Here is a 15,337-nt window from a genome sequence, read left to right on the forward strand (position 1 = left end):
AGCGGGCAAACCCGCTAACAAGGGAGGTTTTGGCTGCCGATCATACAGAAATGGCGCCCCTGCCCCCACGGGAGCCATGCCGGGTGCCACAAGGTGTCTCAGCAGGGACAAGCGGGGATCCTGCCGCTTAAGTTTCGGTTCATCCTGGAGACGCCGTTGGGACTGCTGGTCGATCGCGGGCAGCCTTTGCACTTCATCGGTGTCGGCGGGATCGGCATGTCCGCCCTGGCTGAGATCCTGGTGGAGCGGGGCTTTTCCGTCAGCGGCTCCGACCCCCGCGACAACAGCGTGCTGCAGGCCCTGCGCCGCCGGGGTGTGCGGGTGTTTCAGGAGCAGAGCGCCGCCACCATCGAGGCGATCCGCACCACAGCCGCGGCCGATCCGCAGATCGTGGTGAGCTCCGCCGTTCCCCAGAGCAATCCCGAGCTGGTCGAAGCCCGCCGCGTGGGTCTGTCAGTGGTGCACCGCTCCGATGTGCTGGCGGCCCTGATCAACAGCCAGGACGCGATCGCGATCGCCGGCAGCCACGGCAAGACCACCACCAGCACCATGGTCGCCACCCTGCTGGCCGCCACCGCGAACGACCCCACGGCCGTGATCGGCGGCATCGTTCCAGGCTTCGGCAGCAACGCCCGGGTGGGCAACGGCAGGCTGCTGGTGGCGGAAGCCGACGAATCCGACGGTTCGCTCGTCAAGTTTCGGCCCAGCCTGGGGGTGATCACCAACCTCGAACTCGACCACACCGACCACTACGCCGACCTGGAGGCCCTGATCGGCACCCTGCAGCAATTCGCCTCCGGCTGCGGCCGGCTGCTGACCAACCGGGACTGCCCGGTGCTGCACCAGCATTTCCAGCCCAGCGCCTGCTGGTCGATCGAGAGCGCGGACGGAGCCGACTTCGCCTCCATCGCTGTGGCGGAAGAGGGGGACGGCACCCTGGCCGCGTTCTACGAGCAGGGCACAGAGGTGGGGCAGTTCCGGCTGCCGCTGCCCGGGCGTCACAACCTCAGCAACGCCACCGGCGCCCTGGCCGCCTGCCGGCTGGAAGGGGTGCCGTTCGAAGCGCTCAGCCAGGCCATTCCCTCCCTGAGCGCTCCCGGCCGCCGCTTCGATTTCCGCGGCAGCTGGCAGGGGCGTCTGGTGGTCGACGACTACGCCCACCATCCCAGCGAAGTGAATGCCACCCTGACCATGGCGCGGCTGATGGTGAGCACCGGCCGCAGCCCGCTGCCGGCGGTGCCGCGGCGGGTGGTGGCGGTGTTCCAGCCCCATCGCTACAGCCGCACGGCGGAATTCGGCGAAGCGTTTGCCCAGGCCCTCGGCCAGGCCGATGCTGTGCTGCTGGCGCCCTTGTATGCCGCCGGCGAAGCGCCACTCCCTGGGGTGTCGAGCGGATCGCTGGCGGAGCGCATCGCCGCGCTGCACCCTGCCCTTGAGGTGCGTGTGGCAGCCGACATGCAGCACCTTGCCCAGGACGTGGCGACGCTGAGCCAGGACGGTGATCTGGTGCTGGCGATGGGGGCCGGGGACGTCAACGGGCTGTGGGACCGGCTCAAGGCCCTGCCCGGCGCCGCTGTCGTCACACCCCTGGCTGCCTGAGGGATGGCGGGCGGCGAACCACCGGCCAACCTGAGCGCCCAGCTGCCGCTCGCCGCTCACACCACCTGGAAGGTGGGCGGCCCCGCCGAATGGTTCGGGGAACCCTCCAGTGAGGAAGAACTGCAGGCCATGGCCCGCTGGGCCTGGGAGCGCGGTCTGCCCTGGCGCCTCATCGGCGCGGGCTCCAATCTGCTGATCAGCGACAGCGGCCTGGCGGGCCTGACCCTCTGCTCACGCCGCCTCCAGGGCAGCCAGCTGGACGCCAGCACGGGCCTGGTGGAAGCCAGAGCGGGAGAGCCGATTCCCACCCTGGCGCGCCGGGCGGCCCGGGCGGGCCTGAGCGGGCTGGAATGGGCCGTGGGCATCCCGGGCACCGTGGGGGGTGCTGTGGCGATGAACGCCGGTGCACAGGGAGGCTGCACGGCAGAAGTGCTGCGCGACATCACCGTGGTGGCGCCGGATCCGGGCAGCGTTCCCTTCATCCTGCCGGCGTCGAGCCTGGAGTTCGCCTACCGCCACAGCCGCCTGCAGGAGGAGCCGCTGCTGGTGCTCTCGGCCCGGTTCCAGCTGAGCGCCGGCCATGATCCGCGTGCGATCGACCGGCGCACCAGCGCCAATCTGCAGAGCCGCACCGGAACGCAGCCTTACCACCTGCCCAGCTGCGGAAGCGTGTTCCGCAACCCGGAACCGCTCAAGGCGGGCCGGCTGATCGAGGAACTCGGCCTCAAGGGATGCACGGTGGGCGGCGCCATGGTGTCGCCCATGCACGCCAACTTCATCGTCAACACGGGGGAGGCCACCGCCGCTCAGATCAACCGCCTGATCGAACGGGTGCAGGAGCGGGTGCGTCAGGCCCATGGCCTGGAGCTCCACCCGGAAGTGAAGCGCCTGGGCAGCTTCGATCCGGCAACGATGTCCGATTGAACAGGGTGTCGGCGGGAGGAAAGCCGTTCCAGAGGTGCTGCTGAACGACCGTGGCGGCCCACGTACGCTGTGGCCCCACGACATCGTCCCCATGGCAGGCTTCGGTCTTCCCAACTTCGGCCAGCTCACCGAAGCGTTCCGCAAGGCGCAGCAGATCCAGCAGGACGCCCAGAAACTGCAGGACGAACTGGATGCCATGGAGTTGGAGGGCACCAGTGAGGACGGCCGCGCCAGCGTGTGGCTCTCGGGCAATCAACAGCCCCTGCGGGTCAGGCTGGCTCCCGAACTTGTGGCCTGCGGCGCCGAAGCCACCGAAGCCGCCGCCCTCGAAGCGCTGCGGGCCGCCTACGAAAAATCCACCGCGACCATGAAGGAGCGGATGGAAGAGCTCACCGGTGGGCTCAATCTGACGGGGATGGGGGGCTGAGCCCTTCCTGCTGGCTCTGCCGCAGCCGGCGGCGAGAAGGCTGGCGCTGCCGGCGATCCAGCCGCACCTCGGTCCGCTGTGCCTGAACATCCGGCTCCTGCGTACGGCGCGCTGGCCCTGAGCCACCGGCCGCCAACAACTCCTCCAGGGCCTGCAGGTAGTGGGGGTAACGGTCCCAGTCAGTGCCGACGCAGCAACCGGGATCGCCGCGGTGCAAGCAGTTGCGGTACCGGCACGCACCCAAGCGCAGCGCCTCTCGCATTTCAGGAAACAACGCGGCCAGCCGGGTGGGATCGAGCGGCAGATCCGGCCGGTTGAATCCCGGCGTATCGGCGAGCAGGGCCTCGGATCCCAGCGCGAACAGCTCCACGTGCCGCGTTGTATGGCGGCCACGCTGCAACCGCCCGGACACTGCAGCCACCCGCAGCTGAAGCGCTGGAATCAGGGCGTTCAGCAGGCTGCTCTTGCCCACGCCGGAAGGGCCGCACAGCACGGTGATACCCGGTTTCACCAGCCGCTGCCTCAACAGCTCGAGCCCCTCACCTGTGGCCACGCTCAGGCCGATCGGGTCATACCCCCAGCCCTTCAGGCGAACCAGCCACGCCTCCAGGACGGGGCGGGGCACCAGGTCAACCTTGCTGAGCACAAGCTCCACCTGCAGGTCGGTGGCCTCTGCCGCCAGGAGAAAGCGGGTGATCTGGACGGGATCCGGCTCGGGCTGCGCCAGCGCCACCACCACCAGCAACCGGCTGCAGTTGGCCACGGCGGGCCGCTCCAGCCGGCTGCCGCGAGGAAACAGGCGGCTCACCGCAGCGCGACCGGCGGCCCAGTCGATTCCATCGAGGCTCACCTGATCGCCGACATGGACCTGCTGGCCGCTCTTGCCCAGCCGGGTGCGCCGCACGCACAGCAGTTCGAGCTGATGGTCAGGGCCGGCCCGATCGAGCCAAACCCTGCAGAAATTGGCCTGCAGAGCCACGACCCGGCCGGTGACCGGCTCCTGCTCCACGCTCAGGCCCCGTCGCGGCAGATCAGCAGACGCGCCCCGGCGCCATCGGTGGGCTTCATGCGCAGCACCTCATGCCCCTCTTCGCGGATGCCCTCGCTCACCAGTAACTCAGGGGCGCCTGCGTCAAGATCGACCTGAAGCCAGGCACCGGGCGGCAGCTTTTCAAGCGCCAGCCTCGTGCGCACGAAATTGACGGGGCAAGGTGTGCCGCGCAGGTCAAGGCACTGGGCCGGCGCGGGAGCAGTGGAGGCATCAGCGGGCTTCATGGTGATGGGCAGGCGGCGGCCCTCACCCGAACAGTCCCCCGAAAAGACCGCTCTTGTGCGGGTGTTCCTTGCCGGAATGGTGACCGGCGAGCTGATCGAGCAACTCCCGCTCGTGGCTGGAGAGCTTGGTGGGAATATGCACCTTCACGGTGACGTGATGGTTCCCCCTGGCCACGGGATTCCCCAGCCGCGGCACCCCTTTGTTGTTGAGCGTGAGCGTGGCACCGGGCTGGGTGCCAGCAGGAATCTCCAGGGTTTCCGGACCATCAACGGTGTCGACTTCGATCTTGTCGCCGAGGATCGCCTGGAGATAGCTGATCGTGACATCCGATTGGATGTGGATGCCTTCACGGCGCAGGTGGTCGTGGGCCTGAACGAACAGGTAGACGTAAAGGTCACCGGCCGGACCGCCCCGCTGGCCCGCGTTGCCCTCGCCCGTCACCCGTAGCCGGGTGCCTGAATCGACGCCGGCTGGAATGGTGATGCGCAGCTTCTTCCGCACCTGCTGCACCCCCTGGCCGCCGCAATCGCCGCAGGGATCGGCGATCACCTGGCCGGTGCCTTCGCAGGTGGGGCATGGCGCCACCTGCGTGAAACTGCCGAATGGGGTGCGGGTGGCACGGCGCACCTGGCCGGATCCGGAGCAGGTGCCGCAGGTGGTGGGCCCGCTGCCCCGCTTGGCGCCGCTGCCCTCGCAGGTGGCGCAGGTTTCCAGGTGGCGGATCTGGACATCGCGCTCCTGCCCGAACACGGCCTCGCTGAAACCGATCGTGAGATCAAGGCGCAGGTCATCGCCTTGGCGCGGGCCACGGCGGCGTGGGCCACTGGCACCGCCGGCCCCTCCGAAACCGCTGAAGAAGGTCTCGAACAGGTCGGCGAAGCCGCCCATATCCGTCATGTCGGGGCCGCCGCTGGCGCCGGACACACCCGCTTCACCAAACTGGTCGTAGCGAGCGCGGGTCTGGGGGTCGCTCAGAACCTCATAGGCGCGCCCGATCTCCTTGAAGCGCTCCTCGGCGCCGGGATCCTTGTTGATGTCCGGGTGGAACTGCCTCGCCAGCCGGCGGTAGGAACGTTTGAGGGTGTCGGCGTCGGCATCACGGCTGACACCCAGAAGGTCGTAGTAATCGGCCATCAACTCGGATCCGCGCCGGCCATGGGTTCAGTGTCCCCGTGCGGGGCGTTGGCGGCGTTGGGCCCACCGGCAGGACCGGGGCCCATCGACACCTTCACGAGAGCATGACGGATCACCCGGCCTTCCAGCTGGTAACCGCGCTGCAGTTCGGCGATCACCACGTCCTCCATCACCTCGTCGCTGGGCTCCCGCAGCACGGCTTCGTGCAGGTTGGGGTCGAACGGCTCTCCCTCCACGCGCATCGGCGAGACGCCCAGATTCTTGAACACATCGACCAGCTGTTTGTAGAGCCCCTGGTAGCTGCGATGCACGTCCTGGGCTTCGGGGTTCTGGGGGTCCAGCTGCTGGCGCGCCCGGTCGAAATTGTCGACCACCGGCAGGATCTCCGCGAGCGTGGAGCAGGTGATCTTCAGGCGCAGCTCGTCCTGATCGCGGCTCTGGCGCTTGCGGAAGTTATCGAAGTCGGCGGCGATGCGCATGTATTGGCTGCGCACGCCCTCGTGCTCGGCCTGGAGGCTGCTGAGCGTCGCCTCCAGTTCCTGAATCCGCTGCTCGGGACCACCGGCCTCCGAACCGATGGCATCGGCCTGGGGGGAGGCGTCGGCCGAGGCCGCGGAGGCTTCGAGCTGCGTGATCAATTCATTCGCCTCGCTGGCAAGACCCTCGACATTGGCCTCCGTGGAGGCCGCTTGAGGTGCCTCCGCAGGGGCCTCAGAATCCTGGGAGAAGGAAGAGGCTTCGCCACTCATGCCGGCTGGATCGCAGATCTGACACCAACATGTTGGAGGGTGACGCGTGCCTCCCACAAGCGGCGGAAGCCCGCACCTCGGCATCCGTCACTCACCAGGTGCGCCATGATCGCGGCAAACAAGCAGCCCTTCAGCGTGGATCTGGTCTAGAAAGGGGCCTTGGGTGCGGGAAATCTCAGCCCCACATAGGCATTTCCCCCTAGAGCCGCTTCCTGCCATGACCCTTTCGGCAACCCGTCCGGTGCCGGATGCCATCACCCCCACCCAGCAGCGCTTGGAGGTGGAGTTGTTGCTTGGGGAACGTGTGCTCCGTCCGCAGGAGCTGGAGCAGGCGGATCCAAAAGCGTTTGAGGCCTGCCCTTCGATCGGCAGTGAGAGGTGGCGCGGCTTGGCGAGCTTGCCGATTCGGCGCATCGGGAACCGGCTCGTGTTGGCCGTGCCCACCTTCTGGGGATCGGACCAGCGTCACGAGCTGATGGAGACGATCGCTGGCGACGGATTGGAACCCGATTTGCGTCTTGCTCTAAAGGGCGAAATCGAGGTTGTGCTCAAGGCGAGGCTTGAGGAGCTAGATGCTGCTGTCGCTCGTGATGGTGACGGCTCAGGTGATTCCTTGCCGAACCCCGAAGAGACGCAGCAGGAGGCCCGTGTGGAGCGGGTCTCTTTGCTGGAGAACTTGAGCCTCGAACGGCAGCTCGACGAAGCGCCAGCCGAAGACGATGCCTATATGAATCTTGATGAGGGCATTGCCGCCTCGAGTGCTTCGCCGGTGGTGAGTCTTGTGAATCGGATTCTGATCAAGGCGATCGACAGTGACTCCAGCGATGTGCACGTTGAACCTCAGGAAGAGGGCCTGCAGATCCGCTTCCGCCAGGACGGCGTGCTGCAACCTCTGGAACTCCTGCCAAGAAGCCTCATCCCTGCCATCACCTCACGGCTGAAGATCATGGCCGATCTGGACATCTCCGAACGGAGGATGCCGCAGGACGGCCGCATTCGACGGGTTTATAACGGGCGGACAATTGAACTGAGAGTAAGCACCCTGCCCAGCCGCTGGGGTGAAAAGGTGGTGATGCGGCTGCTGGACAGCTCCGCCACAAAGCTTGGTCTTGACAAGCTGATCAGCTCTCCAGCCATCCTCAATCTGGTGCGCACGCTGGGGTCACGCCCCTTCGGGATGATCCTGGTGACCGGACCAACCGGATCCGGCAAATCCACCACGCTTTACTCCCTGCTGTCGGAGCGTAACGTCCCGGGCATCAACATCTCCACAGTTGAAGACCCGATTGAGTACATGCTCAAGGGCATCACCCAGACCCAGGTGAACCGCGACAAGGGCTACGACTTCAGCAATGCCCTGCGGGCCTTCATGCGGCAGGACCCCGACGTTCTGCTGGTAGGTGAAACCCGCGACGGAGAAACGGCCAAGACTGCGATTGAGGCCGCCTTGACCGGACACCTCGTGCTCACCACCCTCCATTGCAACGATGCCCCCAGTGCGATCGCCCGCCTCAACGAAATGGGCGTGGAGCCCTTTCTGATCAGTGCCTCCCTGTTGGGAATCGTGTCGCAGCGTTTGCTGCGGCACGTTTGCACGAAGTGCCGGGTGGGCTATCACCCCGGCCCTGAAGAGCTCGGCCACTTTGGCCTCCTATCCAGCCCTGATACAAAGGTCACTTTCTACAAAGCCTTTCGGCCTGAACCTGATGCCACCCACGTCTGCAGCACCTGCCAGGGAAGGGGCTACAAAGGCCGCATCGGCGTTTACGAGGTGCTCCAGTTCAACGAAACCATCGCTTCAGCTGTGGCACAGGGGGCGAGCACCGATGTGATCCGCAAGCTGGCCCTGGAAGCCGGGATGAAAACCCTGCTCGGCTACGGCCTGGATCTGGTGCGGGAGGGGCAGACCACACTGGAGGAGGTGGAGCGCATGCTGCTCACCGACACGGAGCTTGAATCGGAACGCCGTGCCAGAGCCCTCACCACCTTGAGCTGCAGCGGCTGCGGGGCCGGGCTCAAGGATGAATGGCTGGAATGCCCCTACTGCCTGACAGAGAGGGCCTGACCCTTGATGCTCTCCCTCAAGCCGTGCAGAATTGCGCAACGTCACGAAGCTTGCTCAACGCCGCGAAGCCCATGGAACTCGTGATTGAAGATTTCATGCGCGAGCTGGTGGAAGCACGCGGCAGTGACTTGCACCTGGCCGCCGGACAACGTCCCTATGGACGGTTCAACGGCGAACTGCGACCGATGCATGAAGAAATTCTCACGGAAGAAACGTGCAACCGGCTGATCTTCTCGATCCTGAACAATGCCCAGAGGAAACATCTGGAGCAAACCTGGGAACTTGATTGCTCCTATGCGCTACGAGGTCTGGCCCGTTTTCGTGTGAATGTCTACAGCCAACGTGGCACCTACGCGGCCTGCCTACGAGCACTCAGCAGCAAGATACCCACCCCTGAGGACCTCCGCCTGCCCGAGGTGGTTGTGGACATTACGGACAGGCCCTCAGGGCTCGTGCTTGTGACGGGACCTACCGGATCCGGCAAAAGCACCACCCTGGCCAGCCTCCTGGATCACATCAATCGCACCAAGGCCTTGCATGTGATCACGATTGAAGATCCAATTGAGTTTACCTATCGAAACAATCTCAGCCTGGTGCATCAGCGCCAGCTGAACGACGACACCAAGAGCTTCAGCAACGCCCTACGTGCCGCTCTGCGAGAAGACCCTGATGTGATTCTGGTTGGTGAGATGCGCGACCTGGAAACGATCCAGCTGGCGATCACGGCCGCAGAAACCGGCCATCTGGTTTTTGCCACCCTGCATACGAGCTCCGCCGCTCAAACAGTCGATCGGATGGTGGATGTGTTTCCCGCCAACCAGCAGACTCAGGTCCGCGCGCAGCTCAGCGGCAGTCTTGCTGCCATCTTTGCTCAGACTCTGTGCAAGCGATTGAATCCTGACCAGCACTCCTGGGGCCGAGTGATGGCGCAAGAAATCATGATCAACACCCCAGCCATCGCCAATCTGATTCGGGAGGGAAAAACGGCGCAGGTTTACTCCCAGATTCAGACCGGGGCTCAACTGAGCATGCAGACCATGGAAAAAGCACTCAGCGAGCTTGTCATGCACGGAGAGATCAGCCTAGAAGAAGCCCGCTCAAAATCCGTCAAACCAGAGGAGCTCAACCGCCTGCTCAGCACCCTTTCCTAATCGTTCCCGAATGGCCTCGTTTCTCGCCACTTACACCACCAGCCGAGGGAACACCAAGGAGCTTCGCGTCAGCGCAGTGGATCTGGCAACCGCACGGCGTGACCTGAGGAAGCGCGGCATCCTCCCGACCACCCTCCAGGCTGTGGGCAGCTCCAGCCCATCTCCGCTCGCAAAGGCAAAGACTCGATCAACACCAACAGTCCAGTTCATCGCCACCTATAGCGGTAGAGATGGCAAGCCCAAGAAACTAAAACTGGCCGCAGTCGATATGACAGCAGCGCGCAGTGAGTTGAGGCGTCGCGGGATCACAGCAACCAAGCTTGTCCAGGATTTCGCAAGAGCGGCTAGCCAGGGAGGCGAGAAACAGCAGGACGGCAGCTTGCTGAACAAGGAAATCAACCTAGGGCCGCTGTTTGAACAGTCACCCGGAGTCAAGGACAAGGCCCTGTTCGCTAGCAAGCTCGCGGCCTTGGTGGATTCCGGCGTTCCGATTGTGCGCAGCCTGACTCTGCTCGCTGCTCAGCAGAAGAATCCAATCTTCAAGCGCGCTCTACAGGCCATCAGTGTCGAAGTCAGTCAGGGTGAAACCCTGGGCAGCTCCATGCGCAAATGGCCAAAGGTGTTCGATCGTTTGAGCATTGCCTTGATCGAAGCGGGTGAGGTCGGGGGTGTGCTTGATGAATCACTGAAGCGATTGTCACTCTTGCTTGAGCAGACCTCCAGACTCCAGAACCAGGTGAAGGGGGCCCTGGGATACCCAGTTGCGGTGCTGGTGATCGCTATAGCTGTTTTTCTGGGGATGACTATCTTCTTAATCCCAACATTTGCGGGCATCTTCGATCAGCTGGGTGCCGATTTACCGCCATTCACCCAATTCATGGTGGACCTCAGCGCTTTACTGCGCTCGCCTTTCTCGATTTACTTGACGGGAATCATCATTCTTGCTGTCATCCTTTTTAGCAAATACTACACAACTCCGCTAGGTAGACGGCAAGTAGATGCAGCCATTCTGAAGATTCCCCTGTTTGGTGATCTCATCCAAAAAACGTCAACGGCGCAATTTTGCCGCACCTTCAGCTCCCTCAGCCGTGCCGGAGTTCCCATCCTCCAGTCACTTGAAATCGTGCGCGACACCGTGGGGAACAGCATTCTCTCTGACGCTATTGACAATTGCCGCGGGGAGCTTCAGAACGGCGTCCTGCTGAGTACCGCCCTCTCCCGCAAGCGCGTCTTCCCCGAAATGGCGTTGAGCATGCTGGTGGTCGGAGAAGAAACTGGTGAGATGGATTCCATGCTCGCCAAAGTAGCTGACTTCTATGAAGATGAGGTTTCAGCTGCCGTCAAAGCGCTCACCTCACTACTAGAGCCCGCCATGATCGTGCTCGTTGGCATCATCGTGGCTTCGATTCTGCTGGCCATGTATCTGCCAATGTTCTCCATTTTTGAAAAGATCAGATAGATCATTACAAGAGGAATATCAGTCATTTGCCATAGGAGTGGGCAAGCTGATTGCAGGCTCTCTCAATGTTTCTCATTCAGAAGAAGCGGCCCTAGCCAGGAACGCTGGATGATCAACGCCTAGTTCGCAGCTGTCGCAAGCTTCGCCTGCTGGGCGATCGCCTGTCCCGCCAGCCAACCGGATGTCCAGCAGTGCTGGAAGTTGAAACCGCCGGTCACCCCATCCACATCCAGCAGTTCGCCGGCAAGGAACAGGCCTGGCTGCTTACGGCTCTCCATCGTGGCCAGGTTCACCTCGCCCAGGGCCACTCCGCCTGCGGTGACGAACTCTTCACCGAACGGGCCCCGGCCACTGACCGCATACCGACTGGCCCGCAGCCCCTCCAGCAGCCGGCGCTGGTCGGCCTTGCCGAAATCGGCCCAGCGCTTCTGCCCGTCCACCCCATGCCGCTCAAGCAGATGCAGCCACAGGCGCCGGCTCAACTCCGGCCAGGGTCTGCAGGCCGCCAGCTGCCGGCGGGGCTGGTCCCGGCGGCAGGCCGCCAGCAGCGCCTCCACATCCGCGGCGGAGCGGCCTCCGCACCAGTTCACCGTCAAGCGGGCCTGATAGCGATGGTCCTTGAGGGCACGGGCCGCAAAGGCGGTGAGGCGCAGTGTGGCAGGGCCGCTGAGCCCCCAGTGGGTGAGCAGCACGATGCCGCTCTGGCGAAAGCGTTCCCCTCCCGGCACGTCCAGCTCCAGTTCCACCGGATCCATCACCACGCCACTGAGCGCCGCCAGGGGATTGGCCTCCAGCGCGAGGGTGAACAGCGAGGGCACCGGGGGCACCAATTGATGGCCAAGCCCGGCGGCCAGCTGGCGTCCGCTGGGGTGGCCGCCGGTGGCCAGCAGCAACCTCTGGCAGCGCAAGGGCTGCTCGCGGTGGCGCACCTGCAGGGCGAAGCCGCCCGCCGCTGAGGCCTCAGCCCCCCGCAGCGCGGCGCCACGCCAGACCGTGACACCGGCCGCCGCCGCCGCCGTTTCCAAGGTTCTGACCACGGAGCTGGAGCGGTTACTGCGGGGAAACAGCCGCCCATCGGGCTCCTCCACCAGCTCAAGGCCATGGTCTGCGAACCAGCGCAGCGTGTCACCGGTGGCGAAGCGGCTGAAGGGCCCCAGCAGCGCCCGCGCCCCGCGGGGGTAGTGACCCACCAGGGCGCGCGGATCCCAGCAGGCATGGGTGACATTGCAGCGGCCGCCGCCGCTGATCAGCACCTTGCCGAGGGGTTGATCGGTGGCCTCCAGCAGCAGCACCCCCGCCAGTCCGGCCTCCGCGGCCGTGATTGCGGCCATGTAGCCGGCCGGGCCACCACCGGCCACCACCAGGGGGCACTCAGAAGGCAGCATGGGGAGATGGCAGAGGGTGAGTTGCAGGTGGGGCGGAAGCTGCCCGCGCACCGGTTCAGTGTGGCGCCGATGATGGACTGCACCGACCGGCACTTCCGGGTGCTGATGCGGCAGATCACCCGCCGCAGCCTGCTCTACACCGAGATGGTGGTGGCCCAGGCGCTCCACCATGGCCGGCGGGAACGGCTGCTGGACTTCGACCCCAGCGAAAAGCCGCTGGCCCTGCAGGTGGGCGGGGATGACCCCACGCTGCTGGCGGAGGCCGCCGGCCTGGCCGCCGCCTGGGGCTACGACGAGATCAATCTGAATGTGGGCTGCCCCAGCGAGAAGGTGCAGAAAGGCCGCTTCGGGGCCTGTCTGATGGCGGACCCTGAGCAGGTGGCCCGTTGTGTGGAGGCGATGGCCGCGGCCAGCCCCTTGCCCGTCACGGTGAAGCACCGGATCGGCATCGATGAGCGCGACAGCTACGCGGAGCTGCTGGCCTTTGTGGAGCAGCTGGCCGGGGCCGGCGCCGCCCGGTTTTCCGTGCATGCCCGCAAGGCCTGGCTGACGGGGCTCGACCCCAAGCAGAACCGCACCGTGCCGCCCCTGCGCTACGACCGGGTGCACCAGCTCAAGCAGGAACGGCCCGACCTGACGATCGAGCTCAATGGAGGGCTGCAGGATCTGGAGGCATGCCGGCCCCACCTCCAGCACCTCGACGGCGTGATGGTGGGGCGGGCGGCCTATGAGCATCCGCTGCGCTGGACCAGGGTCGACGCGGACCTGTTTAGCGACGGCACAGCGCCGATCGCCACGTCCTCAAGCGTGGTGCGCGGTCTGGTTCCCTACGCAGAGCGGTGGTGCACCGGCGGTGGCCGCCTGTGGCCGATCGCCCGGCACCTGGTGCACCTGGTGGAGGGCGTTCCAGGGGCCAGACACTGGCGCCGGCGGCTGGGGGAAGCCGCCGGCCGGGCCACTGCCGGGGCCGAGGTGCTGGAGCAGGCCTGCCGTGAACTGGAGGATCAGGGGCTCTGAGGGCTCCTGTCTCCCCGACGGTCCGGCGTGAGGCGTTGCAGTTCCAGGGGCTGAGGCTCCAGGCGCTGCGCTATCGCGCGCTGGGGTTCAGGCAGGGCACGGGCGCTTATTGAAAGCGGCTGCGATCTTCCCAGCCACGGCTGCCACGCTCTGAAGCGCCACGGTCGGAGCTGCCGCGGTCGGAGGAACCCCGGTCAGAGCCGCCCCGATCGCCGTAGCCCCCCCCTCCATAGCCGCCACCGCCATATCCACCACCACCACCGCCACCGGCATAGCCGCCGCTGCGACGCGGCCCGCCGCTGCCGCGGGGCTCGGCCTTGTTGATGCGCAACGGGCGGCCCATGAGCTCCACGTTCTGCAGGCCGTCGATGGCCTTGCTTTCCGTGGCCTCATCGGCCATCTCCACAAAGGCAAAGCCGCGTTTACGTCCTGTGTCCCGCTCGAGGGGGAGAGAACAGCTCACGACTTCGCCGAAAGGCGCAAACAATTCAGCCACATCTTCCTGCTCAGCGCGGAAGGGGAGGTTGCCGACGAAAATGCTCACTGACCGTAGAAACCGATTGGACCGAGAACAGGGGCCTTGATGGCATCAACCTCGACGGCCTCGGAAAGAACCCATCGGAGGTGACAGCCCAACCCTAGGACCGCCATTCTCTGCTTCAAGGGTTTTCCGCTGGAATCGGATCGAGCCGCTGGCGCATCAGGGCGAGTTGTTCACGCACCCGATCGAAGCCCGTGCCCCCTTCGCTGCGACGTGCGCGCACCACCTGCCGCGGCTCGATCGCGGCATACACATCCGCCTCAAAGGCGGGATGCAACGCCTGCCAGCGCTCCAGCGGCAGCTCTCGCAGCAGCAGACCTTCCGCAAGGCAGCGCTTCACCAACCCGCCCACCAGCTGGTAAGCCTCGCGGAAGGGAACATCGCGAGCCACCAGATAGTCGGCCACATCGGTGGCGTTGGAAAAATCAGCGGCCACTGCCTGCTCCAGGCGCTCCGGACGAAACCGGATGCCTTCCTCCAGCAGGATCGCCATCGCCTCGAGGCAGTCTTCGGTGGTGCGCACCACATCGAAGAGCGCTTCCTTGTCTTCCTGAAAGTCTTTGTTGTAGGCCAGGGGCAATCCTTTGATCATCGTGAGCAGGGCCTGAAGATGGCCGAACACGCGGCCCGCCTTGCCCCGCACCAGTTCCGGTACATCCGGATTCTTCTTCTGAGGCATGAGGCTGCTGCCGGTGGCACAGCGGTCGGTGAGGGCCACGAAGCCGAATTCCTCGCTGGCCCAGAGAATCACCTCCTCCGCCAGGCGGCTGAGGTGGGCCAGGATCAGGCTGGCTGCCGCACTGAATTCCACGGCGAAGTCGCGGTCGCTGACGGCATCGAGGCTGTTGGCATAGATCGCCTCAAAGCCCAGCTCTGCGGCCGTCTGGCGGCGATCGATCGGCACGGGGGTACCCGCCAGGGCCGCCGCCCCCAGCGGGCAGATGTTCACCCGACGCCGCACATCTCCCAGGCGTTGCCGGTCACGCGCCGCCATCTCCACGTAGGCGAGCAGATGGTGAGCGAGGGAGAGCGGCTGGGCCCGCTGCAGGTGGGTGTAGCCGGGGATGAGCGTGTCAACGTGCTGCTCTGCCTGGGCCAGCAGCGCATGCTGGAACCGCAGCAGAGCCCGATCGAGCCCGTCGATCTTCTGCCGCAACCAGAGCCGCAGATCGGTGCCCACTTGATCGTTGCGGCTGCGGCCGGTGTGCAGCTTCTTGCCGAGCGGACCGATCAGGGCGATCAGCCGGCGCTCGACGGCGAAGTGGACATCCTCTGCCTCCAGGCCGGGATTGAAGCCGCCCGCGGCCGCTTCCGCCCGCACCAGTTCCAACCCCTCGATCAGCCGCTCTGCCTCCGCCGTGGTGATCACGCCGCAGCGGCCGAGCATGCGGGCATGGGCCACCGAACCGTCCAGATCCTGCGGCAGCAGCGCGATATCAAAGCCGATCGAGGCGTTGAAGCGCTCGATCGACGGGTGCAGGCCCTCCTCGAAACGGTCGCTCCAGCTGCCGTCGGCACCGCCGGACACCCCCCGACCGCGCGCTGAAGGGGAAGACTCTGTGGCCATGTCCGCCGAGGCTTGTCGTCAGGCAAAGCTTTGCACCCGGCGG

Annotated in this window: 13 protein-coding genes and 1 pseudogene; 7 read left to right on the forward strand and 7 right to left on the reverse strand. The window is 65.3% G+C overall.

The window, feature by feature from the left end:
- Positions 1 to 156 precede the first annotated feature (156 nt).
- The 3 genes from murC to ACWJI3_RS04830 all read left to right on the forward strand — a co-directional run bounded on the left by murC (position 157) and on the right by ACWJI3_RS04830 (position 2,950).
- The gene (gene murC, locus ACWJI3_RS04820; RefSeq protein ID WP_255100480.1) at positions 157 to 1,599 is read left to right on the forward strand and encodes a UDP-N-acetylmuramate--L-alanine ligase; all 1,443 of its coding nucleotides are present in this window, start codon (positions 157 to 159) and stop codon (positions 1,597 to 1,599) included.
- Between the two features lie 3 nt (positions 1,600 to 1,602).
- On the forward strand, positions 1,603 to 2,523 hold the full coding sequence (murB, locus tag ACWJI3_RS04825; protein WP_480203045.1) for a UDP-N-acetylmuramate dehydrogenase: 921 nt from the start codon (positions 1,603 to 1,605) through the stop codon (positions 2,521 to 2,523).
- 91 nt (positions 2,524 to 2,614) lie between these two features.
- Positions 2,615 to 2,950, forward strand: coding sequence for a YbaB/EbfC family nucleoid-associated protein (locus ACWJI3_RS04830; protein ID WP_094511181.1), 336 nt, complete (start codon positions 2,615 to 2,617; stop codon positions 2,948 to 2,950).
- Here ACWJI3_RS04830 and rsgA read toward each other — a convergent pair.
- The 4 genes from rsgA to grpE are packed head-to-tail and all read right to left on the reverse strand — an operon-like array spanning position 2,925 to position 6,109.
- Positions 2,925 to 3,959, reverse strand: coding sequence for a ribosome small subunit-dependent GTPase A (rsgA, locus tag ACWJI3_RS04835; RefSeq protein ID WP_480203046.1), 1,035 nt, complete (start codon positions 3,957 to 3,959; stop codon positions 2,925 to 2,927). The genes ACWJI3_RS04830 and rsgA overlap by 26 nt on opposite strands.
- A 2-nt stretch (positions 3,960 to 3,961) precedes the next feature.
- A complete protein-coding gene (locus tag ACWJI3_RS04840; protein WP_255100476.1) occupies positions 3,962 to 4,225 on the reverse strand; it encodes a sulfurtransferase TusA family protein in 264 nt (87 codons plus the stop codon).
- Positions 4,226 to 4,247: 22 nt separating this feature from the next.
- Positions 4,248 to 5,360, reverse strand: coding sequence for a molecular chaperone DnaJ (gene dnaJ / locus ACWJI3_RS04845; RefSeq protein ID WP_094511184.1), 1,113 nt, complete (start codon positions 5,358 to 5,360; stop codon positions 4,248 to 4,250).
- On the reverse strand, positions 5,360 to 6,109 hold the full coding sequence (grpE, locus tag ACWJI3_RS04850) for a nucleotide exchange factor GrpE (RefSeq protein ID WP_480203047.1): 750 nt from the start codon (positions 6,107 to 6,109) through the stop codon (positions 5,360 to 5,362). The genes dnaJ and grpE overlap by 1 nt, the downstream gene beginning before the upstream one ends.
- Before the next feature lie 217 nt (positions 6,110 to 6,326).
- Between grpE and ACWJI3_RS04855 the strand changes: the two genes are divergently transcribed.
- The 3 genes from ACWJI3_RS04855 to ACWJI3_RS04865 all read left to right on the forward strand — a co-directional run bounded on the left by ACWJI3_RS04855 (position 6,327) and on the right by ACWJI3_RS04865 (position 10,784).
- Positions 6,327 to 8,174, forward strand: coding sequence for a GspE/PulE family protein (locus ACWJI3_RS04855; RefSeq protein WP_480203048.1), 1,848 nt, complete (start codon positions 6,327 to 6,329; stop codon positions 8,172 to 8,174).
- 71 nt (positions 8,175 to 8,245) lie between these two features.
- The gene (locus tag ACWJI3_RS04860) at positions 8,246 to 9,325 is read left to right on the forward strand and encodes a type IV pilus twitching motility protein PilT (protein WP_094511187.1); all 1,080 of its coding nucleotides are present in this window, start codon (positions 8,246 to 8,248) and stop codon (positions 9,323 to 9,325) included.
- Between the two features lie 10 nt (positions 9,326 to 9,335).
- Entirely contained in the window at positions 9,336 to 10,784 is a 1,449-nt protein-coding gene (locus tag ACWJI3_RS04865) for a type II secretion system F family protein (protein ID WP_094511188.1), read from the forward strand.
- 119 nt (positions 10,785 to 10,903) lie between these two features.
- Here ACWJI3_RS04865 and ACWJI3_RS04870 read toward each other — a convergent pair whose 3' ends face one another.
- Positions 10,904 to 12,169, reverse strand: coding sequence for a BaiN/RdsA family NAD(P)/FAD-dependent oxidoreductase (locus tag ACWJI3_RS04870; RefSeq protein WP_255100474.1), 1,266 nt, complete (start codon positions 12,167 to 12,169; stop codon positions 10,904 to 10,906).
- 69 nt (positions 12,170 to 12,238) lie between these two features.
- Between ACWJI3_RS04870 and dusA the strand changes: the two genes are divergently transcribed.
- Positions 12,239 to 13,186, forward strand: coding sequence for a tRNA dihydrouridine(20/20a) synthase DusA (gene dusA / locus ACWJI3_RS04875; protein WP_480203362.1), 948 nt, complete (start codon positions 12,239 to 12,241; stop codon positions 13,184 to 13,186).
- 118 nt (positions 13,187 to 13,304) lie between these two features.
- Here the strand turns inward: dusA and ACWJI3_RS04880 are convergent.
- Together ACWJI3_RS04880 and argH are read right to left on the reverse strand one after the other, a co-directional pair.
- Positions 13,305 to 13,730, reverse strand: a pseudogene (locus tag ACWJI3_RS04880) (RNA recognition motif domain-containing protein); the annotation flags it as partial.
- Positions 13,731 to 13,845: 115 nt separating this feature from the next.
- On the reverse strand, positions 13,846 to 15,294 hold the full coding sequence (gene argH / locus ACWJI3_RS04885) for an argininosuccinate lyase (RefSeq protein ID WP_255141029.1): 1,449 nt from the start codon (positions 15,292 to 15,294) through the stop codon (positions 13,846 to 13,848).
- Positions 15,295 to 15,337: the final 43 nt, after the last annotated feature.

This window comes from Marcopretia estuarina LEGE 06307, from assembly GCF_056633115.1.

Excerpts from the sequence above, each read along its gene's own strand:
- murB (WP_480203045.1), top strand. The coding sequence starts at position 1,603 with ATGGCGGGCGGCGAACCACCGGCCAACCTGAGCGCCCAGCTGCCGCTC.
- ACWJI3_RS04830 (WP_094511181.1), top strand. The coding sequence starts at position 2,615 with ATGGCAGGCTTCGGTCTTCCCAACTTCGGCCAGCTCACCGAAGCGTTC.
- ACWJI3_RS04840 (WP_255100476.1), bottom strand. The coding sequence starts at position 4,225 with ATGAAGCCCGCTGATGCCTCCACTGCTCCCGCGCCGGCCCAGTGCCTT.
- dnaJ (WP_094511184.1), bottom strand. The coding sequence starts at position 5,360 with ATGGCCGATTACTACGACCTTCTGGGTGTCAGCCGTGATGCCGACGCC.
- grpE (WP_480203047.1), bottom strand. The coding sequence starts at position 6,109 with ATGAGTGGCGAAGCCTCTTCCTTCTCCCAGGATTCTGAGGCCCCTGCG.
- ACWJI3_RS04855 (WP_480203048.1), top strand. The coding sequence starts at position 6,327 with ATGACCCTTTCGGCAACCCGTCCGGTGCCGGATGCCATCACCCCCACC.
- ACWJI3_RS04860 (WP_094511187.1), top strand. The coding sequence starts at position 8,246 with ATGGAACTCGTGATTGAAGATTTCATGCGCGAGCTGGTGGAAGCACGC.
- ACWJI3_RS04865 (WP_094511188.1), top strand. The coding sequence starts at position 9,336 with ATGGCCTCGTTTCTCGCCACTTACACCACCAGCCGAGGGAACACCAAG.
- ACWJI3_RS04870 (WP_255100474.1), bottom strand. The coding sequence starts at position 12,169 with ATGCTGCCTTCTGAGTGCCCCCTGGTGGTGGCCGGTGGTGGCCCGGCC.
- dusA (WP_480203362.1), top strand. The coding sequence starts at position 12,239 with ATGATGGACTGCACCGACCGGCACTTCCGGGTGCTGATGCGGCAGATC.
- argH (WP_255141029.1), bottom strand. The coding sequence starts at position 15,294 with ATGGCCACAGAGTCTTCCCCTTCAGCGCGCGGTCGGGGGGTGTCCGGC.